Origin of the sequence: Streptomyces montanisoli, assembly GCF_017813245.1 — a bacterium.
GTDB classification, from domain to species: Bacteria; Actinomycetota; Actinomycetes; order Streptomycetales; family Streptomycetaceae; genus Streptomyces; species Streptomyces montanisoli.
Genome location: NZ_JAGIQL010000015.1, coordinates 13,324 through 34,453 on the forward strand (window position 1 = coordinate 13,324; position 21,130 = coordinate 34,453).

Here is a 21,130-nt window from a genome sequence, read left to right on the forward strand (position 1 = left end):
CGCGGGGCACGAGCGCCCCGCGCCGGGCCGGCGAGGAGACGAGATGCGACAACAGGAACCGTCGGCCGCCCAGGTGTGGTCCGATCCGGCCTTCGCCACGGCGTGGCTCGGCGGGGATCCGCAGGGCGAGTACGACCTGCTCCAGCTGCCCCGCACGATCGCCGCGCAGCTGGTGGCGGACGAGACGCCGCAGCCCCAGCTGATCGTGGACATCGCGAGCGGCGCGGGGAAGTTCCTCTCCGTACTGCTCACCGCGTTCCCCGAGGCCAGGGGCGTCTGGATGGACGTCTCCGACACCATGCTCCAGCAGGCGAGGAAGGACCTGGCCGGCTTCGGCGACCGCGTCTACTTCACCGTCGGCGACATGCGGGCGCTGCGCGCGGCCGGGGTGCCGGACGGCGCCGACGTCGTCCTCAGCTCGCGGGCCAGCCACCACCTCGACCGTGCGGAACTGCACGCCTTCTACGCGGAGGCGGCGGGGCTGCTCGCGCCAGGCGGCTGGCTGGCCAACCTCGACCACATCGGCCCCGAGGACATCTGGGACCGGCGGTACCGCTCGGTGCGCAGGAAACACTGGTCACCGCGGAAGCCGGCCCCCGCCCACCACCACAACTACCCCCTCACCAGCGTGGGCGACCACCTCGACGGATACCGCGCGGCGGGTCTGACCGACGTGGACGTGGCCTGGAAGGCGTTCTACACCTGCCTCTTCCTGGGCCGTCGCCCACAGGGCTGAACTCCCCCGGGGCTGAGCCTTCCGAGCCCCGCGCACATCTCGTGAGCACGCGCGCCCGGTGGGGACACCCCGCCGCTACCGACGCGCGTGCTCACTCGCACGTACACGCAAGGACGCAAGCACGTGACACCCGAGACAGACCTGAGGGCCGAACCCGCGACGCGACGCCCGGCCGCCCTGCGCGGCCGGCACCTCCAGAGATGGCTGCACGTCAGCCTCCCGCTGCTGATCGCCTTCTCCGTCGCCCAGCTGAGCAAGTCCTCCATCGGCGTCATCGTCACCGACCACGCCTTCAGCCACCAGTTCGGACTGGACGAGCACCCCGGCTCCGTGGGCTGGCTGACCAGCCTCTTCCTCTACGCCTACGGAATCGCGCTGTTCGGCTGGGGCTTCGTGCTCAAACGGCTCGGCCCGCGCAGGTCGATGCTCATCGGCACCGCGATCTGGGTCCTGGCCCTGGCCCTCCCGCCGTTCGTCGACAGCCTGAACGAGCTGTACGGCACCCGCATCCTGCTCGCCGTCGGCGAGGCATGCTTCTACCCCGTCGCACACACCCTGACCGCACGCTGGTTCCCGATGCAGGAGAGGGCGCGCGCCAACGCCTCCTGGCTCTCCGGGATCTTCGTGGGATCCGCGATAGGCAGCTCGCTGACCACCGTGATGATCTCCGGCACGGGGTGGCGGGTCACCTTCCTCACCCAGGCGATCGTCGCCGCGCTCTTCGCCTTCTGCGTCGTGCTCGTCCTCCTGCAGGACCGTCCCGAGGACGCGGGCGGCGTCAGCGAGGAGGAGGTCAGGCACATCGAGGCCGACCGGTTCGAGAACACGACCACGGTGCCCAAGCGCGGCCCCGAGTCGCCGTTCCGCAACTACCGGTACTGGCTGACGATGCTGATGTACATCGGAACCAACGCCCCGTTCTACGGCCTGGTCACCTGGGTGCCGCTCTACCTGCGGCAGGCGCGCCACGTCACCCTCGGCAACATCGGGATCGTGCTGACCGTGGCCAACGTGCTGTCCATCGTGGTGATGGTGCTCGTGGGACGCGCCTCTGACCGCAAGGTCAAACGCGCGGGCTGGGCCGCCTGGGGGTTCGCCGTCGAGGGCGTCGGCATCGCGGGCACCGCGCTGTTCGGCAACGCGGGCGTGGACAGCTTCTTCATCTTCCTCGGCCTGGCAGGCAACGCGTGGTGCGTGGTGACCAACTGGACGCTGCTGCACAGCCTGATGCCGACCCACAAGACCGAGTACTCGAGCAGTGTCTTCTCGTCCCTGACCAACCTGGCCGGCGCCGCGCTGCCCGCGCTCATGGGCACACTGCTCACCGCGACGGGCTCGTACACCGCCGGGTTCGGCGTGCTGTTCGTGTCCGTGATGATCTCGCTGGGCTGCTGCCTCGTGCTGCGCCCGCAGGGCTACTGACACCGCGCGCCGCGCACGTGGCGGCGCGCCGCGGGGCGGGGCCGCGCGGCCGGGTGGAACCGGCCGGCGGCTCCGTCACGCGCCCTTGGCGGGCATCTCGTCCAGGCAGAGGCGGTCGGCCGTGCGTGTCAGGTGCTCGCGCATGATCCGCTCGCCCGTCGCCACGTCGCCCGAGCGCACCGCGGCGACGATCGCGCGGTGCTCGTCGAGCCCCCTGCGGCCCATCTCGGGCGCGGTGCTCTTCGCCTTGGCCAGCGACATCAGCAGCGGGCCGTGGAAGGACTGGACGAGCATCTCGAAGGCGGTGTTGTGCGTCGCCGCGGCCAGCCGTGTGTGGAACTCCGCGGACAGCGACACGTGGTAGTCGCCGCTGTCGAGCGCGGCCTCCTGGCGGTCGCAGATGGCGTTGAGCTCGGCGATGTCCTCCTCGTCGACGCTCTCGCACAGCAGCGGGATGATGCCGACCTCCAGCACCATGCGGACCTCGGTGACCTCCGTGGCCGTCACCGACGACAGCGTCAGCAGGTCGACGATGCTCGCGCCCACCCGGTCGCTGGTCGGCTGGGTGACGAACGCGCCGCCGTGGGCGCCCACCCGGATCTCCACCAGGCCGCCGGCCTCCAGGACACGCAGGGCCTCGCGCACGGTGACGCGGCTGACACCGAAGCGCTCGCACATCTCACGCTCGGGTGGCAGGCGGTCCCCGGGGGTGAGCTTGCCCTCGTGGATGAGGGTCCGCACCTGGTCCACGATCAACGCGGAGATGCGGCGGTCGTTCACGGGGGTGAGGAGGCCGGCCTGCAGGCCGTCGTCCTTTGCGCTCGTTCGGCGCGCCGGCATAGGGAGTCCTTTCGCCATGTATTGACCGTCCTAGTTTACCGGATTACGGTAAGACCAATGATCCCTGCGGGTGGATGCGGCCTGCCCGGATTCCCGGCGCCGCGCACATCCCGTGGCCCGCGCCGTCCGGCGCCCCCGCCGGTCCGCGGAGCGGGATTCGCCGCCGCCGTCGCTCGCATTCCTTCCGTCGTCGGGCCCGTCCAGTGTCCCACGGGTCAACTTCCGCTCGGCCCGGGCGTCCTGAGGCGTGTCGCGGGCGCGGGGCCCGTCCCTCCTTTTTCGGGGCAGGATCGCACAACTCCCGGGAAATCCCTGCGCCGCTCTTGCAATGGTCATACCCTCAGCCCAGAATGACACTTGTTTTTCGGCGAGGCCCCACGAAAGACACCCACCGGTCGGGTTCCCACGGGGCCTTCGACTGGAGGTGACGGAATGCGTCGACGTGGCGCACCGCACGCACCACGGGCCCTGCTGACGACACTCCGTTCCCCCGTACGGACCTCTGGCGCACTGCTGCTCGCCGGCACCCTGACGGCCTGCGGCACGGCCGGCGGAGGCGGCGCCGTCACCGAGGTGGCCCCGGCGAAGCAGCCCGGCCAGCTGCTGGCGCAGGCGAGGAAGGAGGGCAAGCTGCTGTGGTACACGACGTTCGCCGACGACGACGTCGCCGAGATGGTCTCCGCGTTCGAGAAGACCTACCCCGGCGTCAAGGTGGAGGCGCTGCGCCTCAGCGCGGACAAGCTGCCCTCGCGGCTCGTCACCGAGCAGCGCGGCGGCAAGTTCAACGCCGACGTGATCTCGGCCGACTCGGAGCCCGTCTACCAGCTGATCAAGGTCGGCACCCTCGCGCCGTACCGGGTGCCCGAGATCCCCCCGCTGCCGCCGCAGCTCGAAGACCTGCCCGACGGCTACCGCAACGTCGTGTACATCAACACCAGCACCATCGCCTACAACCCCCAGGCGGTCGCGGCGCAGCACCTGCCGGTGCCCACCGAGCTCGCCGACCTGACCAAGCCCGCCTGGAAGGGCCGGTTCTCCATCGACCCCAAGGCCATCAACTGGTACGAGGGACTCATCTCGGCGATGGGCCACGACAAGGCGCTGCGACTGGTCAAGAAGCTCGGCGACAACGAGCCGCGGCTCGTCGAGAGCCACACCCAGTCGCTCACCGAGGTCCAGGGCGGCGAACCCGCCGCCGTCGCCAACGCCTACGGCTACAAGGCCGCCGCGCTGAAGGAGAAGACACCGAAGCGCCTGGCGTTCTCCAACCCGAACCCGCTGCCCTCGGCGGCCGTCCTCGAAGAACTCGCGAAGAAGGCCCCCCACCCCGCTGCCGCGAAGCTCTTCATCGACTGGATCATGTCGAAGGAAGGGCAGGAGAAGGTCGTCTCCATCACCAATCACATCTCCCTGAGCGACCTGGCGCACGACGACCCCACGGTGTGGAACGAGAAGAAGTGGAAGCCCGCCTGGTCCACACCGGTCATCGAACCCGACAAGTACAACATCCTGCTGCAGGAGTACCAGAAGGCTCTGCACGCCCTCTGACCGGACCACGCGGCGCCCCTGCCGCCCGGCGCGCCCCCACCGTGCCCCCTCATCCCCCATCGGGCCCGCCACCACCGGGCCCGGTCCCACATCCTCCGAGGACGGCCAAGCCATGAGCCTGCTCAGTCGCTCGCGTCCAGCGCCACCCCCGACCCGCGGCACCCTGCGTCCCGCCCGCGCCGGCACCTCCCGCATCGCCGCCTGGTTCCGCAACCCGCGGAACATCCTGCTCGCCGTCGTGGCCCTCGTGGTCGCCTACCTGGCCGTCGTACCCGCGGGCACGATGGCCGTGGCCAGCCTCCAGTCGTCCTTCCTCTCGGCCGACAAGGTCTCGTGGACCCTGCGCCACTACAGCGAGACGCTCGGCACCTCCGACTTCTGGGCCCTCGTCGGCAACTCCTTCGCCTATGCCGCCGCCACCGCCGTGGTCTGCACGGTGGTGGGTTTCGGACTCGCCTACCTCGTCTCCCGCACCAACACACCGGCCAAGTTCTTCGCGCAGATCGCCGCGCTCGTCCCGCTGATCATCCCCGGCATCCTCAACACCGTCGCATGGGCGCTGCTGTTCGCCCCCCGTACGGGCGCCCTCAACGTCCTGCTGCGCGACGTGCACCTGCCGGCGTTCGACATCTACTCGCTGGCCGGCATGGTCCTCGTCCAGTCCATGCACGTCACACCGGTCGCGTTCCTGATGGGCACCGCGGCCTTCGGCAACATGGACTCCTCGCTCGAAGAGGCCGCGCTCAGCTCGGGCGCGCCGCCGTGGCGCGTGTTCCGCACCATCACCGCACGGCTGATCAGGCCGGCCGTGATGTCCGCCGCCCTGCTGATGTTCGTGCAGACCATCTCGACGTTCGAGGTGCCGCAGCTCATCGGCGTACCCGGGCACAAGTTCGTCTTCGTCAGCCGCATCTACAACGCGCTCCAGCAGTTCCCCACCGACTACGGCACGGTCGGCGTCATCGGCGTCTTCATCCTCGCCGTCGCCAGCGTCGGCCTGTACTTCTCCCGCAGACTCGGCGGCTCGGGCGCGGAGGCGCAGACCATCACGGGCAAGGGCTTCAGGCCCACCTCCATCGACCTCGGCCGGTGGAAGTGGCTGGGCCTGGCCGCGTTCGTCGTCTTCTTCGTCGTGGCCGTCGCGCTGCCGCTGCTGATGCTGGTGTGGTCGTCCCTGCTGCCCGGCTACCAGCCGCCGTCGCTGTCGGCCCTGCACCGGCTCACCCTGTCCAACTACAGCGCCGTCCTGCACACCCCCGCGCTGACCAAGTCCGTCACCAACAGCCTGATCACCGCCGTACTCGCCGGCGTCATCGTCACCGTGCTCAGCTCGCTCGTCGCCTACATCACCATCAAGACCAAGGCCCGCGGCCGCGGCCTGCTCGACGGGCTCGCCACCGTGCCCATCGCGGTGCCCAGCGTCGTCATGGGCGTGGGCATCCTCTACTGGTATCTGACGGCGCCCCTGCCGTTCCACCTGTACGGCACCCTGACCATCCTCGTCATCGCGTTCGTCACGATCGGCCTGCCCTACGGCATGCGCTACATCGTCCCCGGCATCGCCCAGATCAAGGACGAGCTCGAGGAGGCGGCGGCCGTCAGCGGCGCCTCGTGGATCCGCACCTTCCGGCGCATCTACGTACCGCTGCTCGCGCCCTCGCTGCTCGCGGCGTTCCTCTACACCGTCATCGTCGCGTTCCGGGAGATCTCGGCCGCGATCTTCCTCTACACCCAGGACACCCAGGTGGTGTCGGTGACCATCTACACCGAGTGGGCGAACGGCAGTTACCCGATCGTGGCCGCGCTCGGCGTCCTCATCGTCGTCTTCCTGGCCGTGATCGTCGGCCTCGTCACCCTCGTCACCAGGAAGACCGGGCTGAACCGGAACCGCCACTGAGCGCTCGAAGGAGAGTCTCGTGATCGAAATACGCGGACTGATCAAGCGATTCGAAGGCAAGGCGGTCACCCGCAACGCCGTCGACGGCATCGACCTCACGGTGCCCGAAGGGCAACTGGTCACCCTGCTCGGCCCCAGCGGCTGCGGCAAGACCACCACCCTGCGCCTCATCGCGGGCCTCGAACGGCCCGACGCGGGCGAGATCCGCATCGGCGACAAGGTCGTCTACTCCTCCGACGACCACGTCTACGTCGGTGTGCACCAGCGGCCCATCGGCGTCGTGTTCCAGTCGTACGCCGTGTGGCCGCACATGACGGCCGTGCAGAACGTGATGTTCCCGCTGCGCTCGGGGCAGAAGAAGCTGCCCGTGCCCGAGGCACGCCGCAAGGCCATGGAGGCGCTCGACCTGGTCGGCCTCGCCGACCTCGCCGACCGGCCCGCGCCCGCGCTCTCCGGCGGGCAGCAGCAGCGCGTCTCGCTCGCCCGCGCGCTCACCAGGGAGCCCGAGGTGCTGCTGCTCGACGAGCCGCTGTCCAACCTCGACAAGGGGCTGCGCGACCGGGTGCGCGACGAGATCCGCGCGGTGCAGCAACGCCTGGGCATCACCACGGTGTTCGTCACCCACGACCAGGACGAGGCGCTCGCCGTCTCGGACGAGGTCATCCTGATGGAGTTCGGCCGCATCGTGGAACGCGGCCCCGCACAGCAGGTCTACGCCCGGCCGCGCAGCGAGTTCACCGCCCGGTTCATGGGCATCTCCAACAGCCTGCCGGGCTCGGTCACCACCTGCGGCGACGGCCTCGCGGACATCGCACTCGCCCACGGCGAGCTGCGCTGCGTGGCCGCGGGCGAGCTGGCCGAGGGCGACCGGGTCAACGTCTTCGTCAGGCCGGAGAGCCTGTCGCTGTCCCGCAAGGACTCCACGGGACGCGGCTGGAAGGGCACCGTCGAGTTCTCCATCTACCACGGCGACTGCTGGGACTACCACGTGCGCGTCGGCGACACCCTGCTGCGCTCGCGCATCTACAAGGAGAAGGTCGGCCTGTCCCACGGCGACCCGGTGTTCGTCTCGCCCGACGAGGAGACCGCCATCGCCATCCCCGCGGGCGCCGGGGCGGTGGGCGGCCAGGACGCCACGCCGCTCAGCGGTTCGCGAGCGAGGTGAGGAACGCGCCGAAACCGTGCGGCGCGCGGGAGTCGACACGGCCCGACGTCAGCACCGGGCAGGTGTCGGTGCGCAGGATCCGGCGCCCCGCGCGCTCCAGTTCAGCGACGAGGCACCTGTCCTCGCTGTGGGCGAGCGGCGGGAACCCGCCCGCCGCCAGGTAGGGCGCGGCCGCCACGCCGAGGTTGGCGCCGTGCACGTGCGGGTGGCGCCAGGCGCCGGGACCCGGCGGGCGGTCCGCGAAGTAGTGCGCGTCGTGCCGTGCGGCCGTCGTCGCGCTCAGCAGCGGGTGCGGCGCCAGCCGTACGGTGCCGACGACGCAGTCCCACCCCTGGCGCGCGTGGTGCAACTGGTGCGCGAGCCAGCGCGGTGGCACCACCGTGTCCGCGTCCGTCGTCGCGAGCCACAGCCCGTCCCCGTACCCGGCCAGCAGCCGCAGCGCGGCGGCGGCGCCGCTCGCCCGCGCCCTGCCGACGTTGCGGAAGCCCTCGCGCACTACGTAGGCCCCCGCCGCCTCGGCCACCGCGACCGTGCCGTCCGTGCACGCGTCGGCGACGACCACGAGCAGCACGGGCACACCCGCGGCCTCGGGGTGGCGGGCCGCCGCCCGCAGCGAGTGCAGTGTCGCGGTCAGTGACGCGCCCTCCTCGTGTGCGGGCACGACCACCGCACACGCGCCGGGCGCCGTCACGTCGGCTCCTCTTCCGTCCCGGGCGCCGGGCGAGGACCACCCGATCGGCGGGCGGCCGGACGGGCCCCGGCGCGGGCCGGCAGGGTTGCCGCGTGGCCGTGCGCGAACCGGGCGACGGGCAGTGCGGTCGTCTCAGCGGTCACCATGCCTCCTGGGACGGGAGAAGACGTAACAGCGGCTGTCGATCCGCCTCGGCCCGCGGAGCTCGTACTGAAGGAGGCGGGGCGGGCTTCATGCCGGAGCTCGAAGGTCTCACGGCGGCAGGCGCCCCACCACTCGCCACGGGCGGCCGTTGCTCGAACTGGGGTTCGTTCGCCGTTGTGCGGCGGGTCCCGGAGCGCTGCGGCGGCGCCGTCCGCCCGTACGCGGACACACCCGCCGTTTCCACACCGCCTGTCACGTTCCCTGCCCCTCGCGACGCGTCGTCCGTGCCAGGCTGGGCACGCTCACTCCCTGGAGCAGGCGTCCCATGCGCCCGCCAGGCCCGGGAACGGACCACCGTACGAGGGGACCGGCCACGTGTCGTCGAAGCCACCGCCCGCGGAGACCGCCCCGGGAACGCCCGGCGTGCCGGACGCGCTGTCCCAGGAGCACCGGCTCAAACGCGATCTCGGCTTCTGGGGCCTGACCGCCATCGGGTTCTCCAACATCCTCGGCTCCGGCTGGCTGTTCGCGGCGCTCTACGCGTCACAGACCGCGGGCCCCGCCGCCCTCCTGTCCTGGGTCGGGGCCGGCGTGCTGTGCGCGCTCGTCGCGCTCGTGATGGTCGAACTGGGCGCCACACGCCCAGAGGGCGGCGGCACCGCGCGCTGGCCCCTGTACGCGAGCGGACGGCTCGTCGGCACGATGATCGGCTGGTCGGTGCTGCTCTCCGTCGGCGGTACCGCGGCCGAGATCAGCGCGATCATGCAGTACGCGGCGCACTACGTGCCCGGCATCTACCAGGGCGACTCGCTCACCGGCTCGGGCCTCGCGCTCGCCGCCGGTCTTAGCGTGCTGCTCACCGCGCTCAACTGGTTCGCGGTGCGGCTGTTCGCCCGGCTCAACAACCTCGTCTCGCTGCTCAAGGTGATCATCCCGCTCGTCACGGTGGTTGCCCTGTTCCTGTCGGGCACGCACGCCGGCCGCCTCACCGACCCGGCGCACGGCGGTTTCGCGCCGTACGGCTACGCGGCGTGCCTCACCGCACTCGCGGGCGGCGGCATCGTCTACTCCGTCAACGGCTTCCAGGCGCCGCTCGACTTCTCCGGCGAGGCCCGCAGGCCGCGCCGTACCGTGCCCGCGGCCGTGCTCACCGGCATCGGACTCGCCGTGGTCGTCTACCTCCTGCTGCAACTCGCCTTCCTCTACACGGTCCCGGACGCGAACCTCGCGCACGGGTGGCAGGGCGTCAGCTTCGACTCGCCGTTCGGGCAGCTCGCGCTGGTACTCAACCTCCAGTGGCTCGCCACGCTGCTCTACGCCGACGCCGTCATCTCGCCCGGCGGATCGGCCTACGTGGGCGTGGCCATCGACGCGCGGCACACCTACGCGCTCGCGAAGAACGGGCTGCTGCCACGGTTCTTCATGCGCATCGACCCGCGCTCGGGGTCGGCGCGGCGCGCCCTGGTGCTCAACCTCGCGGTGATCGTGGTCTTCCTGCTGCCGTTCGGCGGCTGGCAGCAGATCGTCAGCGTGATGGGGGACATGTACCTGCTGATCTACGCGGCATCGGCGGTCGCGGTCGCCGTCTTCCGCGCGCACGAGCGCGAGCGCGAGGACTTCGCGGCGGGCGAGGCTGCCGGTGGTGCGGCGCAGAGTGTGGCACATGTGCCCAGGAAGCCGGGCCGGATGCCGGGGATGCGGTGGATCGCGCCCGTCAGCTTCGTCGTGTCGAGCGAGTTCATCTACTGGTCCGGGTGGCACAGCCTCCGCCTGGCGCTGCCCTTCGTCCTCCTCGGACTGCCGATGTTCCTGCTGCTGCGGCGCTTCCCCGGCGAACTCCCGCGCCGGGTCGAGCTGCGGCAGGGCGCGTGGCTCGTCTGCCACCTCGCCGTGCTGACGCTGCTGTCCTGGCTCGGGTCGTTCGGCGGCTCGGGGCGGCTGCCGGCACCGTACGACTCGGTGGCCGTCGCGCTGGTGGCGCTCGCCGTCTTCGCGTGGGCGGTCCGCGCGGGGGCCGGCCATCTCCGCGCCGCGCCGGCCCGTGTCGCTGATGGGCTGAACGGGTGAGTCGGGGGAGGATGACCGGATGCAGACACAGCACACGGGCGGGGTGATTCGGTGAGCCGGTACGACGGGTACGAGTACGACGTCACCGACGAGCAGTGGGAGGGCCTGGCCCAGGTCGTGCCGCTGCGCAACCGTGACGAATGGCCCTCGCGGGTCGATCACCGCACCGTCCCCCAGGACATGGCGGAGGAGCAGCGTCGGTTCGTGGTGCTGAGGGTCCAGGTGTTCGCGGACGCCCGCGAGGTGGCCGAGCACCTGATGGCCCAGATCCCCGTGCTGCTCGACCTGACGGCGGCGGACATCGACGTCGCCAAGCGCATCCTGGACTTCAGCAGCGGGGTCGTGTTCGGGCTCGGCAGCGTGATGCACCGGGTCGACAAGAACGTCTTCCTGCTCGCGCCCGTCGGCACGGAGGTCGAGGGGACGGAGGCCGCGGCGGTGCCCGGCTCGTGACGGAACGGAGCGCGCCGGGCGCGGGGCCGGAAGCGGGCGGAGGCTCCGGGCCTGACACGGGCGCCGGGCCGCTCGACGTGCGCGGCCTGCAGCGCAGGCTGGCCGAGTTCGCCGCGGCGCGCGACTGGGGCCAGTACCACACGCCGAAGAACCTGGCGGCCGCGCTGAGCGTGGAGGCGTCCGAACTGCTGGAGATCTTCCAGTGGCTGACGCCCGAGCAGTCCGCCGGTGTCATGGCGGACCCGGAGAGCGCGCACCGCGTCGAGGACGAGGTGGCCGACGTGCTGTCCTACCTGCTCCAGTTCTGCGAGGTCCTGGGCGTCGACCCGCTGGCGGCCGTCGCGGCCAAGATCGAACGCAACGAGACGCGGTTCCCGCCGGCGCCCTGACCTCGCCTGCGGGTGACGGAGTTGTCCACAATCCCACTCTTGTCCACAGATCCGCTGACGCCCCTGTACGCACTGCTTGCCATCCGTCACGCTGGGTGGTGTCGGTGATCGGCGTGCTGAAGGGCGGGGCGTGAGATGGACGCGGTACGGATCGCGGAGGCGGGCAGGGACGCACTGGCGCTGAGCGGCAGCACGGCGGAGGTGGTGGCCGAGGCCTGGCAGGCGCAGGCCCTGGCACAGGCGGTCGGGCTCCGGCTGGCCGCTCAGGCGCCGCCGCGCGAGCGGACGGCGGCGTGCGAGCTGGCCGACGCTGGGGAACGGGGATGCGGCCCCGTCGGGCACGCGGCGCTGCGCGCCGCGGGCGGGCTCAGGGCGGAGGCGCTGACGGGCCCGGTTGACGCCCGGGCGGCGCTGACCGCGCTCGGTCTGCTGCTCGAAGAGGCAGGGATGGCGCTCGTGGCCGTCGCCACCGCCGCGGACGACGCCTGGGTCTACTGGCAGTGCGTGGAGGCGATCGACGCGGCCGCGGAGTCGGGCGACCGTGTGACGGCGCTGCTCGGGCTCGTGGCGGGGCGGGAGCGCGAGCCGGAGCCGTGCGAGCGGCACGGTCCTGGGCCTCCGCGCGGCGGCGGGGTATGAGGGGCCGCCGGCGCCGGGAGGGCGGGGTGACCGGGGAGACCGGGGTGTGCGGGCGGGCCGCCACGGGCGAAGGTGCAGGATGGGGAACATGGATCTCCGCATCTTCACCGAGCCCCAGCAAGGGGCCACGTACGACACCGTTCTGCGCGTCGCCAAGGCGACCGAGGACCTCGGATTCGATGCCTTCTTCCGCTCGGACCACTATCTGCACATGGGCGATGCGGACGGCCTGCCCGGGCCGACGGACGCCTGGATCACCCTGGCAGGACTGGCCAGGGAGACGAAGCAGATCCGGCTCGGCACGCTGGTCACGGCGGCCACGTTCCGGCTGCCCGGCGTGCTCGCCATCGAGGTCGCCCAGGTCGACCGGATGTCCGGCGGCAGGGTGGAGCTGGGGCTCGGCGCGGGCTGGTTCGAGCAGGAGCACCAGGCGTACGGCATCCCGTTCCCCGGGAACCGCTTCGACCGCCTGGAGGAGCAACTGGCCGTGGTGACCGGCCTGTGGGCGACGGAGGTGGGCAAGACCTTCTCGTACGAGGGCGCCCACTACCGGCTGACCGACTCGCCGGCACTGCCCAAGCCGGCCCAGTCCAAGCCGCCGGTGATCATCGGCGGGCACGGTCCGAAGCGCACGCCGCGGCTCGCGGCGCGCTACGCCGACGAGTTCAACATGCCGTTCGCCTCGATCGAGGACACGGAGCGGCAGTTCGGCCGGGTACGGGCGGCCGCCGAGGAGGCCGGACGGAGCGCGGACGACCTGGTGTACTCCAGCGCGCTGGTGATCTGTGTCGGCAAGGACGACGCGGAGGTGGCCCGCAGGGCCGCCTTCCTCGGCAGGGAGGTGGACGAGCTCAAGGAGAACGGCCTCGCGGGCTCGCCCGCCGAGGTGGTCGACAAGATCGGCCGGTACGCGGCGGCCGGCTCGCGGCGGATGTACCTCCAGACCATGGACCTCGACGACCTGGACCACCTGGAGCTCGTCGCCTCCCAGGTCGCGCCCCAGCTCGGCTGACGGGAGCGGGAACCGTGCGGCCCGTCCGCCCGCTCGCCGCTGCGCTGGCCGAGCGGACCGTCGTCCTGGACGGCGGCCTGTCCAACCAACTCGCCGCGCAGGGCTGCGACCTGTCCGACGCGCTGTGGTCGGCGCGGCTGCTGGTGGACGGGCCGGAGCAGATCACGGCGGCCCACACCGCGTACGTGCGGGCGGGCGCCCGGGTCGTGATCACGTCCAGCTACCAGGCCACCTTCGAGGGGTTCGCGCGCCGCGGCGCCGGGCCCGCGGAGGCGGCGCGGCTGCTGGCCCGCAGCGTGGAGTCGGCCCGCGCGGCGGGAGAGGCGGTGGGGGAGGAGGTGTGGGTCGCCGCGTCCGTCGGCCCGTACGGTGCCATGCTCGCCGACGGCTCCGAGTACCGCGGCCGCTACGGGCTGACGGTGCGGGAGCTGACCCGCTTCCATCGGCCCAGGATCGAGGCGCTCGCCGCGGCGGGGCCCGACGTCCTCGCGCTGGAGACCGTTCCCGACACCGACGAGGCGGAGGCGCTGCTCGCGGCGGCCCGCGCCACCGGGCTGCCGGTGTGGCTCTCGTACACCGTCGCGGGCGGAAGTACCCGGGCGGGCCAGCCGATCGCCGACGCCTTCTCCCTGGCCAGGGGGGAGGGGCAGGTGATCGCGGTGGGCGTCAACTGCTGCGAGCCCGGCGACACGGAGCAGGCCGTGGAGGTCGCCGCCGGGGTCACGGGCAAGCCGGTCGTCGCCTACCCCAACAGCGGTGAGCGGTGGGACGCGGCGTCCGGCCGCTTCCGCGGCCGCGCCACGTTCGACGCCTCGCTCGTGCGGGCGTGGCAGGCGGCGGGGGCACGTCTCGTGGGCGGCTGCTGCCAGGTGGGCCCCGGAGCGATCGCCGAGGTCGCCGCGACCGTAGCGAGTGTCTGACCACGACCGTGGGAGTGCGGGAGCCGGCGGCCGGCCGCCCGAAGCGGGGCGCGTGGATTGCGGGCGTCTCCCGGGGGTGAAGGGGGCGCCGCGCGGTCAGGATGGAGGCATGAGCTTCCATGTCGACTCAGAGACCGGGCGGCTGCGCCGCGTCATCCTGCACCGCCCCGGTCTCGAACTGAAGCGGCTGACTCCGGGGAACGCGGACACGCTGCTCTTCGACGACGTGCTGTGGGTGCGCCGCGCCCAGGAGGAGCACGACGGCTTCGCCGCGCTCCTGCGGGAGCGCGGCGTCGAGGTGCACCTCTTCGGCGACCTGCTGCGCGAGTCCCTGGAGATCCCCGCGGCCCGGGGCCTGGTGCTCGACCGGGTCTTCGACGAGAAGGAGTACGGCCCTCTCGCGACCCGCCACCTCAGGGCCGCGTTCGACGAGCTGGACACCGCGCAGCTGACCGAGGCGCTGATCGGCGGTGTCACCAAGCGGGAGTTCCTCGATGACCACGCGGAGCCCACTTCGGTGCGCTTCCACGTCATGGAGCAGGACGACTTCCTGCTCGACCCGCTGCCCAACCACCTCTTCACCCGGGACACCTCGGCCTGGATCTACGACGGTGTCTCCATCAACGCCATGCGCTGGCCCGCCCGGCAGCGCGAGACCGTGCACTTCGAGGCGATCTACAAGCACCACCCGCTCTTCGCGGGCCCCGGCGCCGGCCCCTTCCACCACTGGTCAGAGGGGCAGGACGACTACCCGTCCACCATCGAGGGCGGAGACGTGCTGGTGCTCGGCAGGGGCGCCGTCCTGATCGGCATGAGCGAGCGCACGACGCCGCAGGCCGTGGAGATGCTGGCCCGCGGCCTGTTCGCCGAGGGCTCCGCCACCACGATCATCGCGCTCGACATGCCGAAGCGACGCGCGTTCATGCACCTCGACACGGTGATGACGATGGTCGACGGCGACACGTTCACCCAGTACGCGGGCCTCGGCATGCTCCGCTCGTACACCATCGAGCCCGGCGACGGAGGCAACGAGCTGAAGGTCACCGACCACCCTCCCGAGCACATGCACCGGGCGATCGCGGCGGCGCTCGGCCTGGACGCGATCCGGGTGCTCACCCCCACCCAGGACGTGCACTCCGCGGCGCGCGAGCAGTGGGACGACGGGTGCAACGTGCTCGCCGTCGAGCCCGGCGTCGTCGTCGCGTACGAGCGCAACTCCACCACCAACACACACCTGCGCAAGCAGGGCATCGAGGTGATCGAGATCCGCGGCAGCGAGCTGGGCCGGGGCAGGGGCGGGCCGCGCTGCATGAGCTGCCCGGTCGAGAGGGACGCCGTCTGAGCCCTGGAAATCCCCCCTGTATAGCCATGCGGTGTGTCGTATATAGTCTCACTCGTCCCGTCGTCGCCGATCCCGCAGGAGCAGTCCCATGGCCATCCACCTCCCGGGCCGCCACTTCCTCAAGGAGCTGGACTTCACGGCCGAGGAGTTCCGCGGCCTGGTCGACCTGGCCGCCGAGCTGAAGGCCGCCAAGAAGGCGGGAACCGAGGTACGGCGGCTGAGCGGCAGGAACATCGCGCTGATCTTCGAGAAGTCCTCCACGCGCACGCGGTGCTCCTTCGAGGTGGCCGCCGCCGACCAGGGCGCCTCGACCACCTACATCGACCCGGCGAGCTCGCACATCGGCGTCAAGGAGTCCGCGAAGGACACCGCCCGGGTCCTCGGGCGCATGTTCGACGGCATCCAGTACCGCGGGGACGCCCAGGCGACCGTCGAGGAGCTCGCCGCATACGCGGGCGTGCCCGTGTTCAACGGCCTCACCGACGACTGGCACCCGACCCAGATGCTCGCCGACGTGCTCACCATGACCGAGCACTGCGCGAAGCCGCTCACCGGCATCAGCTTCGCCTACCTGGGTGACGCCCGCTTCAACATGGGCAACTCCTACCTGGTCACGGCGGCGCTGCTCGGCATGGACGTGCGGATCGTCGCTCCTCGCGCGTTCTGGCCCGGCGACGAGGTCGTCGGCGCGGCGCGCAAGGCCGCCGAGGTCAGCGGGGCCCGGCTGTCCCTGACGGAGGACATCGCGGAGGGCGTCGCGGGCGCCGACTTCGTCGTCACCGACGTCTGGGTGTCCATGGGCGAGCCGAAGGAGGTCTGGGACGTGCGCATAGAGGCGCTCGCCCCGTACGCGGTGACCATGGACGTCCTGCGTGCCACCGGCAACCCGGACGTGAAGTTCCTGCACTGCCTGCCGGCCTTCCACGACCTGGGCACGGAGGTCGGCCGCGAGATCCACGAGCGCTACGGCATGCGCGAGCTCGAGGTCACCGACGAGGTCTTCGAGTCGGAGCACTCGGTCGTCTTCGACGAGGCGGAGAACCGGCTGCACACCATCAAGGCGATCCTCGTCGCCACGATGGGCGACGCGTAGCGGCGCGCACAGGCGCCCCCAGGACCGCGTGCGGGCGCCCCCAGGACCGCGCGCAGGTGCCCCAGGGCAGAATCCCGCTCTCTCCCCGTCAGGTGTGCCGGGGCCCCGACGCCTGCTGGGGGATCGCCGGCGCCGGCGGGCCGCCTCCCGGCGCGGCGTGCTCGGGCAGCGTGAACCACAGCGCCTTGCCGCCGGCGTCGGTCGGGCGGTGCCCGCACTCCGCGCTGAGCGTGCGGATCAGCAGCAGCCCCCGGCCGTCCTCCTGCCAGGGGTCGGGCATCGTGGCCGGGCCCGGCCTGGCCAGTCCGCGCGGCGGCTCTGGGTCGGTGTCGTGCACCTCGACGCGGCAGCATCCCGCCGGGTCCACCGCGACCACCAGCCGTATCGGCTCGTCGCCCGCCGTGTGCTCCACCGCGTTCGCCACCAGTTCCGCCGTCAGCAGCTCCGCCGTGTCCGCGTCGGCGCCCCCCTCGCGGGTCGCGAGCGCGGCCCGCACCAGCGCACGCGCCATCGGCACCGCCGCGGGCGAGTGCGGCAGCGCGATGCCCCAGGGGGAACGGCGTGGACTGTCGGACAAGGCGATCCGGTTCCTGGACGGTGGCTGACGTTATCGGAGGCTAAAGGCGGGGCTCCGGAAGCGACAACAGGTCCGTCATGGGACGTGTGCCACATATCGGTGCCCCGGGTATCGCGTGGTCGTGACGGTAGTCACAATGCGGTGATACGGTATGGGCATCCGCCGAAGGGGAGGCTCCATGAGCCCGTTCACCGGCTCCACGCCCCGCACCGAGACCTGGCGACACCTGCGGCTGACCCGGCAGGACGGCGTCATGACCGTCACCCTCGACCGGCCGGACAAGCTCAACGCGCTCACCTTCGGCGCCTACGCCGACCTGCGCGACCTGCTCGCCGAGCTGTCCCGCGAGCGCTCCGTGCGCGCGCTGGTCCTCGCCGGCGAGGGCAGGGGCTTCTGCTCCGGCGGCGACGTGGAGGAGATCATCGGCGCCACCCTCGCGCTCGACACCGCTGAACTGCTCGACTTCAACCGGATGACAGGACAGGTGGTACGGGCAGTGCGCGAGTGCCCGTTCCCGGTCGTCGCCGCCGTGCACGGGGTGGCCGCGGGCGCCGGCGCCGTGCTCGCGCTCGCCGCCGACTTCCGGATCGCCGACCCGTCCGCCAGGTTCTCCTTCCTCTTCACGCGCGTCGGCCTCTCCGGCGGCGACATGGGCGCCGCGTACCTGCTGCCGCGCGTCGTCGGCCTGGGTCACGCCACCAGGCTGCTGATGCTCGGCGAGCCGGTACGCGCCGCCGAGGCCGAACGCATCGGCCTGATCAGCGAGCTCACCGACGCGGGCGGCGCGGGCGAGCGCGCCGCGGCGCTCGCCCGCCACCTCGCCGACGGCCCCGCCCTCGCCTACGCGCAGACCAAGGCGCTGCTCACCGCCGAACTCGACATGCCGCTCGCCGCCGCCGTGGAGATGGACGCGAGCACGCAGGCACTCCTGATGAACAGCGCCGACTACGCCGAGTTCCACGCGGCGTTCACCGGCAGGCGCGACGCCCACTGGCAGGGGCGGTGACAGCGTGGACGGCGACCCGCGGAGCGTCGTGGTCATCGGCGGCGGCCCCGGCGGCCTGTACGCGGCGGCCCTGCTCGCCCGCCGCGACCCCGGGCGCGACATCACTGTCTGGGAGCGCGGCGCGCCCGACGCCACGTTCGGCTTCGGCGTGGTGCTGTCCGACGAGACGCTCGGCGGCATCGAGCACGCCGATCCCGTCGTGTACGAGGCGCTTCAGGACGCGTTCGTGCGCTGGGACGAGATCGGCATCACCCACCGCGGCAGGACCCTCGTGTCCGGCGGCCACGGCTTCGCCGCACTCGACAGGCGCAGGCTCCTCGACATCCTCCAGGACCGCTGCGCACAGCTCGGCGTCGACCTGCGCTTTCGCACCCAGGCGCCGCCCGCCGCCGAGCTGGCGGGACGCCATGACCTGGTGATCGCCGCCGACGGTGCGGGCAGCGCCACCCGCACCGCCCACGCGGACGTCTTCCAGCCGACCGTCACCCGGCACCGCAACCGCTACATCTGGCTCGCCGCCGACATCGCGTTCGGCACCTTCCGCTTCGACATCGCGGAGACCGAGTACGGCGTGATGCAACTGCACGGCTACCCGTACGCGCGGCCCACGCACGGCGGGCCAAAGGCCGCGGCGAGCACCGTCATCGTGGAGATGCGCGAAGAGGTCTGGCGCGCGGCCGGCTTCGACACGCTCGGCGAACGAGAGTCCGCCGAGCGATGCGCGAAGATCTTCGCCGACGCCCTCGGCGGCCGGCCGCTGCGCTCCAACGACTCCGCCTGGACGGCGTTTCGCACCGTCGTCTGCCGGCGGTGGAGCCACGGCAACACCGTCCTGCTCGGCGACGCCGCGCACACCGCGCACTTCTCGATCGGCTCCGGCACGAAACTCGCCGTCGAGGATGCCCTCGCCCTCGCCGCCTGCGTCGAGGAGCAGCCGGGCACGGACGCCGCCCTCGCCGCGTACGAGGCCGAGCGCAGGCCCGCCGTCGAGTCCACCCAGCGCGCCGCGGCGGCCAGCCTGCGCTGGTTCGAGCAGCTCGCCGGCTACATCGACCAGCCGCCGCACCGGTTCGCCTTCGGCCTGCTCACCCGCAGCCGCCGGGTCACCCACGGCAACCTGCGGCTGCGCGACCCGGCGTTCGTGCGCACCGTCGAGGACGAGTTCGGCTGCCCGCCGGGCACGCCGCCGATGTTCACGCCGTTCCGGCTCGGCGCCACCGAGCTGCGCAACCGCGTCGTGGTCTCCGCCATGGACATGTACCGGGCGCAGGACGGCGTCCCCGGCGACTTCCACCTCGTCCACCTCGGCGCCCGCGCCCTCGGCGGCGCGGGGCTCGTCATGACCGAGATGGTGTGCGTCAGCCCCGAGGGGCGCATCACCCCCGGCTGCACCGGCCTCTACACCGACGAGCAGGCGGCGGCCTGGCGCAGGATCACCGACTTCGCACACGCCGAGTCGCCCGGCACCGTGCTCGGCGTCCAGCTCGGCCACTCGGGGCGCAAGGGCTCCACCCGGCTGATGTGGGAGGGCATGGACGAGCCGCTGCCCGCGGGGAACTGGCCGCTGGCCGCCGCGTCCCCGCTGCCGTACAGGACCGGCGTCAGCCAGACCCCCGCGGAACTCGACGAGGACGGGCTCGCCGCCGTACGCGGCCAGTTCGCCGCGGCCGCGCGCCGCGCCGCCAACGCCGGCTTCGACGTGCTCGAACTGCACTGCGCCCACGGCTACCTGCTGTCCGGGTTCCTTTCCCCGCTGACCAACCGCCGCACCGACCGGTACGGCGGCGACCTCGCCGCGAGACTGCGCTACCCCCTGGAGGTCTTCGACGCCGTGCGCGCCGCCTGGCCCGCGGGCCGGCCCATGACCGTCCGCGTCTCCGCCACGGACTGGGCCCCGGACGGCACGTCGCCCGGCGAAGCCGTGGAGATCGCCCGGGCCTTCGCCGCGCACGGCGCCGCCGCGATCGACGTGTCCACCGGCCAGGTCGTCGCCGACGAGCGGCCCGAGTTCGGCCGCTCCTACCAGACGCCCTACGCCGACCTGATCCGCAACACCGCGCACGTACCGGTCATCGCGGTCGGAGCCATCTCCTCCTGGGACGACGTCAACTCGCTGCTGCTGGCCGGCCGCGCCGACCTGTGCGCCCTCGCCAGGCCCCACCTGTACGACCCGCACTGGACCCTGCACGCGGCTGCGGAGCAGGGCTACGCGGGGGAGGCCGCGCCCTGGCCCCTGCCGTACGCGGCGGGCAGCCGCAAGCCGCCCGACGGACGCGACAGCACGCCGAAGCCGCGCCTCAGCCCCGGCCGGGCTCCGTCCGCCGGTGGCGTGCCGCCCGCCGCGCGAGCTCCCCGCGCACCTGGCGCACATGGCTGAGCGCGGGACCGCGCAGCAGCTCGTCCAGGTGGAGGAAGACGTCCGCCGACCGCTCGCCCGGCCAGCGCGCGGGCAGCAGGGCCGCCGGCAGCCCCGGGTCCGCGTAGGGCAGCCGCCGCCACGCGTCCAGCGCGAGCAGATGGTCTCGGTACGCGTCGGCGGCCGGGCGCGCGGGCCGCTCCCGCCAGGACCGCAGCACCGGCTCGTGGCGGCGCAGGAACTCCTCGTGCAGCGCGGCGAGCGCGTCGAGGTCCCACCAGCGGGCCACCGCGTCCGCGGTCGCCGCGTATCCCACGTGCTCTCCGCGGAAGAGGTCGACGTACCCGTCGAGGCCCAGCCTGCGCAGCGTGTGCGCCGCCTCGTCGCGGACTCGGCCGGGCGCGATCCACACCCCGGGCGCCACCGTCCCGAAGCCGAGGCCGCCGAGGCGTGAGCGCAGCAGGTGGCGCTTGCTGCGCTCGGCCTCGGGCACCGAGAACACCGCGAGGACCCAGCCGTCCGAGAGCCGCCGCCGCGGCAGGGTGAAGATCCGCGCGTCGCCGTCGTCCAGCACCTGACGCGCCTCGTCCGACAGCGCGTACCCCGCCGCCCCGTCCGGGGTGCGCCGCGCCACGAGCAGGCCCCGCCGCTTCAGCCGGGACACGGACGAGCGCACCGACGGCGCGTCCACGCCGAGCGCCTCCATCAGCCGGATCAGCTCGGCCACCGCGAGCGCCGCGCCGCCGGGCGCGCGGCCGTACGCCCCGTACAGGGTGACGATCAGGGACCGCGGTGTGTGCGGCGCGGCGGCCGGATCGCCCTGCTCCTGCCGC

The 21,130-nt window shown here is 72.4% G+C and carries 19 protein-coding genes; 15 read left to right on the plus strand and 4 right to left on the minus strand.

The genetic code is table 11. The features are described from left to right. Positions 1–43 precede the first annotated feature (43 nt). Complete coding sequence (locus JFN87_RS06110; protein WP_209338852.1) at positions 44–736, plus strand: class I SAM-dependent methyltransferase; 693 nt, start codon at positions 44–46, stop codon at positions 734–736. 123 nt (positions 737–859) lie between these two features. Further along, positions 860–2,158: an MFS transporter gene (locus JFN87_RS06115; RefSeq protein ID WP_209338853.1), complete on the plus strand. Its 1,299-nt coding sequence runs from the start codon at positions 860–862 to the stop codon at positions 2,156–2,158. Positions 2,159–2,233: 75 nt separating this feature from the next. Here the strand turns inward: JFN87_RS06115 and JFN87_RS06120 are convergent, their stop codons facing one another. Next, complete coding sequence (locus JFN87_RS06120; RefSeq protein ID WP_209338854.1) at positions 2,234–2,998, minus strand: FadR/GntR family transcriptional regulator; 765 nt, start codon at positions 2,996–2,998, stop codon at positions 2,234–2,236. Between the two features lie 432 nt (positions 2,999–3,430). Between JFN87_RS06120 and JFN87_RS06125 the strand changes: the two genes are divergently transcribed. The 3 genes from JFN87_RS06125 to JFN87_RS06135 all read left to right on the plus strand — a co-directional run bounded on the left by JFN87_RS06125 (position 3,431) and on the right by JFN87_RS06135 (position 7,608). After that, positions 3,431–4,546, plus strand: a complete 1,116-nt coding sequence (locus JFN87_RS06125; protein ID WP_209338855.1) for an ABC transporter substrate-binding protein — start codon at positions 3,431–3,433, stop codon at positions 4,544–4,546. Positions 4,547–4,658: 112 nt separating this feature from the next. After that, positions 4,659–6,443 (plus strand): ABC transporter permease, encoded by a 1,785-nt coding sequence (locus tag JFN87_RS06130; RefSeq protein ID WP_209338856.1) that lies wholly within the window; start codon positions 4,659–4,661, stop codon positions 6,441–6,443. Between the two features lie 19 nt (positions 6,444–6,462). After that, positions 6,463–7,608: an ABC transporter ATP-binding protein gene (locus JFN87_RS06135; protein ID WP_209338857.1), complete on the plus strand. Its 1,146-nt coding sequence runs from the start codon at positions 6,463–6,465 to the stop codon at positions 7,606–7,608. Here the strand turns inward: JFN87_RS06135 and JFN87_RS06140 are convergent. After that, positions 7,586–8,299: a glycosyltransferase family 2 protein gene (locus JFN87_RS06140; protein ID WP_209338858.1), complete on the minus strand. Its 714-nt coding sequence runs from the start codon at positions 8,297–8,299 to the stop codon at positions 7,586–7,588. The genes JFN87_RS06135 and JFN87_RS06140 overlap by 23 nt on opposite strands. Positions 8,300–8,866: 567 nt before the next feature. On the opposite strand from JFN87_RS06140, the gene JFN87_RS06145 reads away from it, so the two are divergent. The 8 genes from JFN87_RS06145 (at position 8,867) to argF (ending at position 16,358) form a co-directional block, all read left to right on the plus strand. Further along, positions 8,867–10,510, plus strand: coding sequence for an APC family permease (locus tag JFN87_RS06145; RefSeq protein WP_209338892.1), 1,644 nt, complete (start codon positions 8,867–8,869; stop codon positions 10,508–10,510). 51 nt (positions 10,511–10,561) lie between these two features. After that, the gene (locus tag JFN87_RS06150; RefSeq protein ID WP_209338859.1) at positions 10,562–10,963 is read left to right on the plus strand and encodes a cell division protein SepF; all 402 of its coding nucleotides are present in this window, start codon (positions 10,562–10,564) and stop codon (positions 10,961–10,963) included. 77 nt (positions 10,964–11,040) lie between these two features. Next, positions 11,041–11,352: a nucleotide pyrophosphohydrolase gene (locus JFN87_RS06155; RefSeq protein WP_209338893.1), complete on the plus strand. Its 312-nt coding sequence runs from the start codon at positions 11,041–11,043 to the stop codon at positions 11,350–11,352. A gap of 135 nt (positions 11,353–11,487) precedes the next feature. After that, entirely contained in the window at positions 11,488–11,991 is a 504-nt protein-coding gene (locus tag JFN87_RS06160) for a DUF6099 family protein (RefSeq protein WP_209338860.1), read from the plus strand. Between the two features lie 88 nt (positions 11,992–12,079). Further along, complete coding sequence (locus JFN87_RS06165) at positions 12,080–13,003, plus strand: LLM class F420-dependent oxidoreductase (RefSeq protein ID WP_209338861.1); 924 nt, start codon at positions 12,080–12,082, stop codon at positions 13,001–13,003. 14 nt (positions 13,004–13,017) lie between these two features. Next, complete coding sequence (gene mmuM / locus JFN87_RS06170) at positions 13,018–13,923, plus strand: homocysteine S-methyltransferase (RefSeq protein ID WP_209338862.1); 906 nt, start codon at positions 13,018–13,020, stop codon at positions 13,921–13,923. A 109-nt stretch (positions 13,924–14,032) separates the two neighbouring features. Next, entirely contained in the window at positions 14,033–15,265 is a 1,233-nt protein-coding gene (locus JFN87_RS06175) for an arginine deiminase (protein WP_209338863.1), read from the plus strand. Positions 15,266–15,353: 88 nt separating this feature from the next. After that, positions 15,354–16,358, plus strand: a complete 1,005-nt coding sequence (gene argF, locus JFN87_RS06180; protein WP_209338864.1) for an ornithine carbamoyltransferase — start codon at positions 15,354–15,356, stop codon at positions 16,356–16,358. An 88-nt stretch (positions 16,359–16,446) separates the two neighbouring features. On the opposite strand, the gene JFN87_RS06185 is transcribed toward argF, so the two are convergent. Then, entirely contained in the window at positions 16,447–16,935 is a 489-nt protein-coding gene (locus JFN87_RS06185; protein WP_245178834.1) for an ATP-binding protein, read from the minus strand. 178 nt (positions 16,936–17,113) lie between these two features. On the opposite strand from JFN87_RS06185, the gene JFN87_RS06190 reads away from it, so the two are divergent. Both JFN87_RS06190 and JFN87_RS06195 read left to right on the plus strand, forming a co-directional pair. After that, positions 17,114–17,941: an enoyl-CoA hydratase family protein gene (locus JFN87_RS06190; protein WP_209338865.1), complete on the plus strand. Its 828-nt coding sequence runs from the start codon at positions 17,114–17,116 to the stop codon at positions 17,939–17,941. 4 nt (positions 17,942–17,945) lie between these two features. Next, positions 17,946–20,318, plus strand: coding sequence for a bifunctional salicylyl-CoA 5-hydroxylase/oxidoreductase (locus JFN87_RS06195; RefSeq protein ID WP_209338866.1), 2,373 nt, complete (start codon positions 17,946–17,948; stop codon positions 20,316–20,318). On the opposite strand, the gene JFN87_RS06200 is transcribed toward JFN87_RS06195, so the two are convergent. Further along, complete coding sequence (locus JFN87_RS06200) at positions 20,239–21,081, minus strand: PaaX family transcriptional regulator (RefSeq protein WP_245178845.1); 843 nt, start codon at positions 21,079–21,081, stop codon at positions 20,239–20,241. The genes JFN87_RS06195 and JFN87_RS06200 overlap by 80 nt on opposite strands. Positions 21,082–21,130 lie beyond the last annotated feature (49 nt).

What these genes read in the sequence shown, in the direction of transcription:
- argF (WP_209338864.1), top strand. Translation starts at nt 15,354, where the DNA reads ATGGCCATCCACCTCCCGGGCCGCCACTTCCTCAAGGAGCTGGACTTC.
- JFN87_RS06125 (WP_209338855.1), top strand. Translation starts at nt 3,431, where the DNA reads ATGCGTCGACGTGGCGCACCGCACGCACCACGGGCCCTGCTGACGACA.
- JFN87_RS06160 (WP_209338860.1), top strand. Translation starts at nt 11,488, where the DNA reads ATGGACGCGGTACGGATCGCGGAGGCGGGCAGGGACGCACTGGCGCTG.
- JFN87_RS06175 (WP_209338863.1), top strand. Translation starts at nt 14,033, where the DNA reads ATGAGCTTCCATGTCGACTCAGAGACCGGGCGGCTGCGCCGCGTCATC.
- JFN87_RS06190 (WP_209338865.1), top strand. Translation starts at nt 17,114, where the DNA reads ATGAGCCCGTTCACCGGCTCCACGCCCCGCACCGAGACCTGGCGACAC.
- JFN87_RS06120 (WP_209338854.1), bottom strand. Translation starts at nt 2,998, where the DNA reads ATGCCGGCGCGCCGAACGAGCGCAAAGGACGACGGCCTGCAGGCCGGC.
- JFN87_RS06165 (WP_209338861.1), top strand. Translation starts at nt 12,080, where the DNA reads ATGGATCTCCGCATCTTCACCGAGCCCCAGCAAGGGGCCACGTACGAC.
- JFN87_RS06110 (WP_209338852.1), top strand. Translation starts at nt 44, where the DNA reads ATGCGACAACAGGAACCGTCGGCCGCCCAGGTGTGGTCCGATCCGGCC.
- JFN87_RS06130 (WP_209338856.1), top strand. Translation starts at nt 4,659, where the DNA reads ATGAGCCTGCTCAGTCGCTCGCGTCCAGCGCCACCCCCGACCCGCGGC.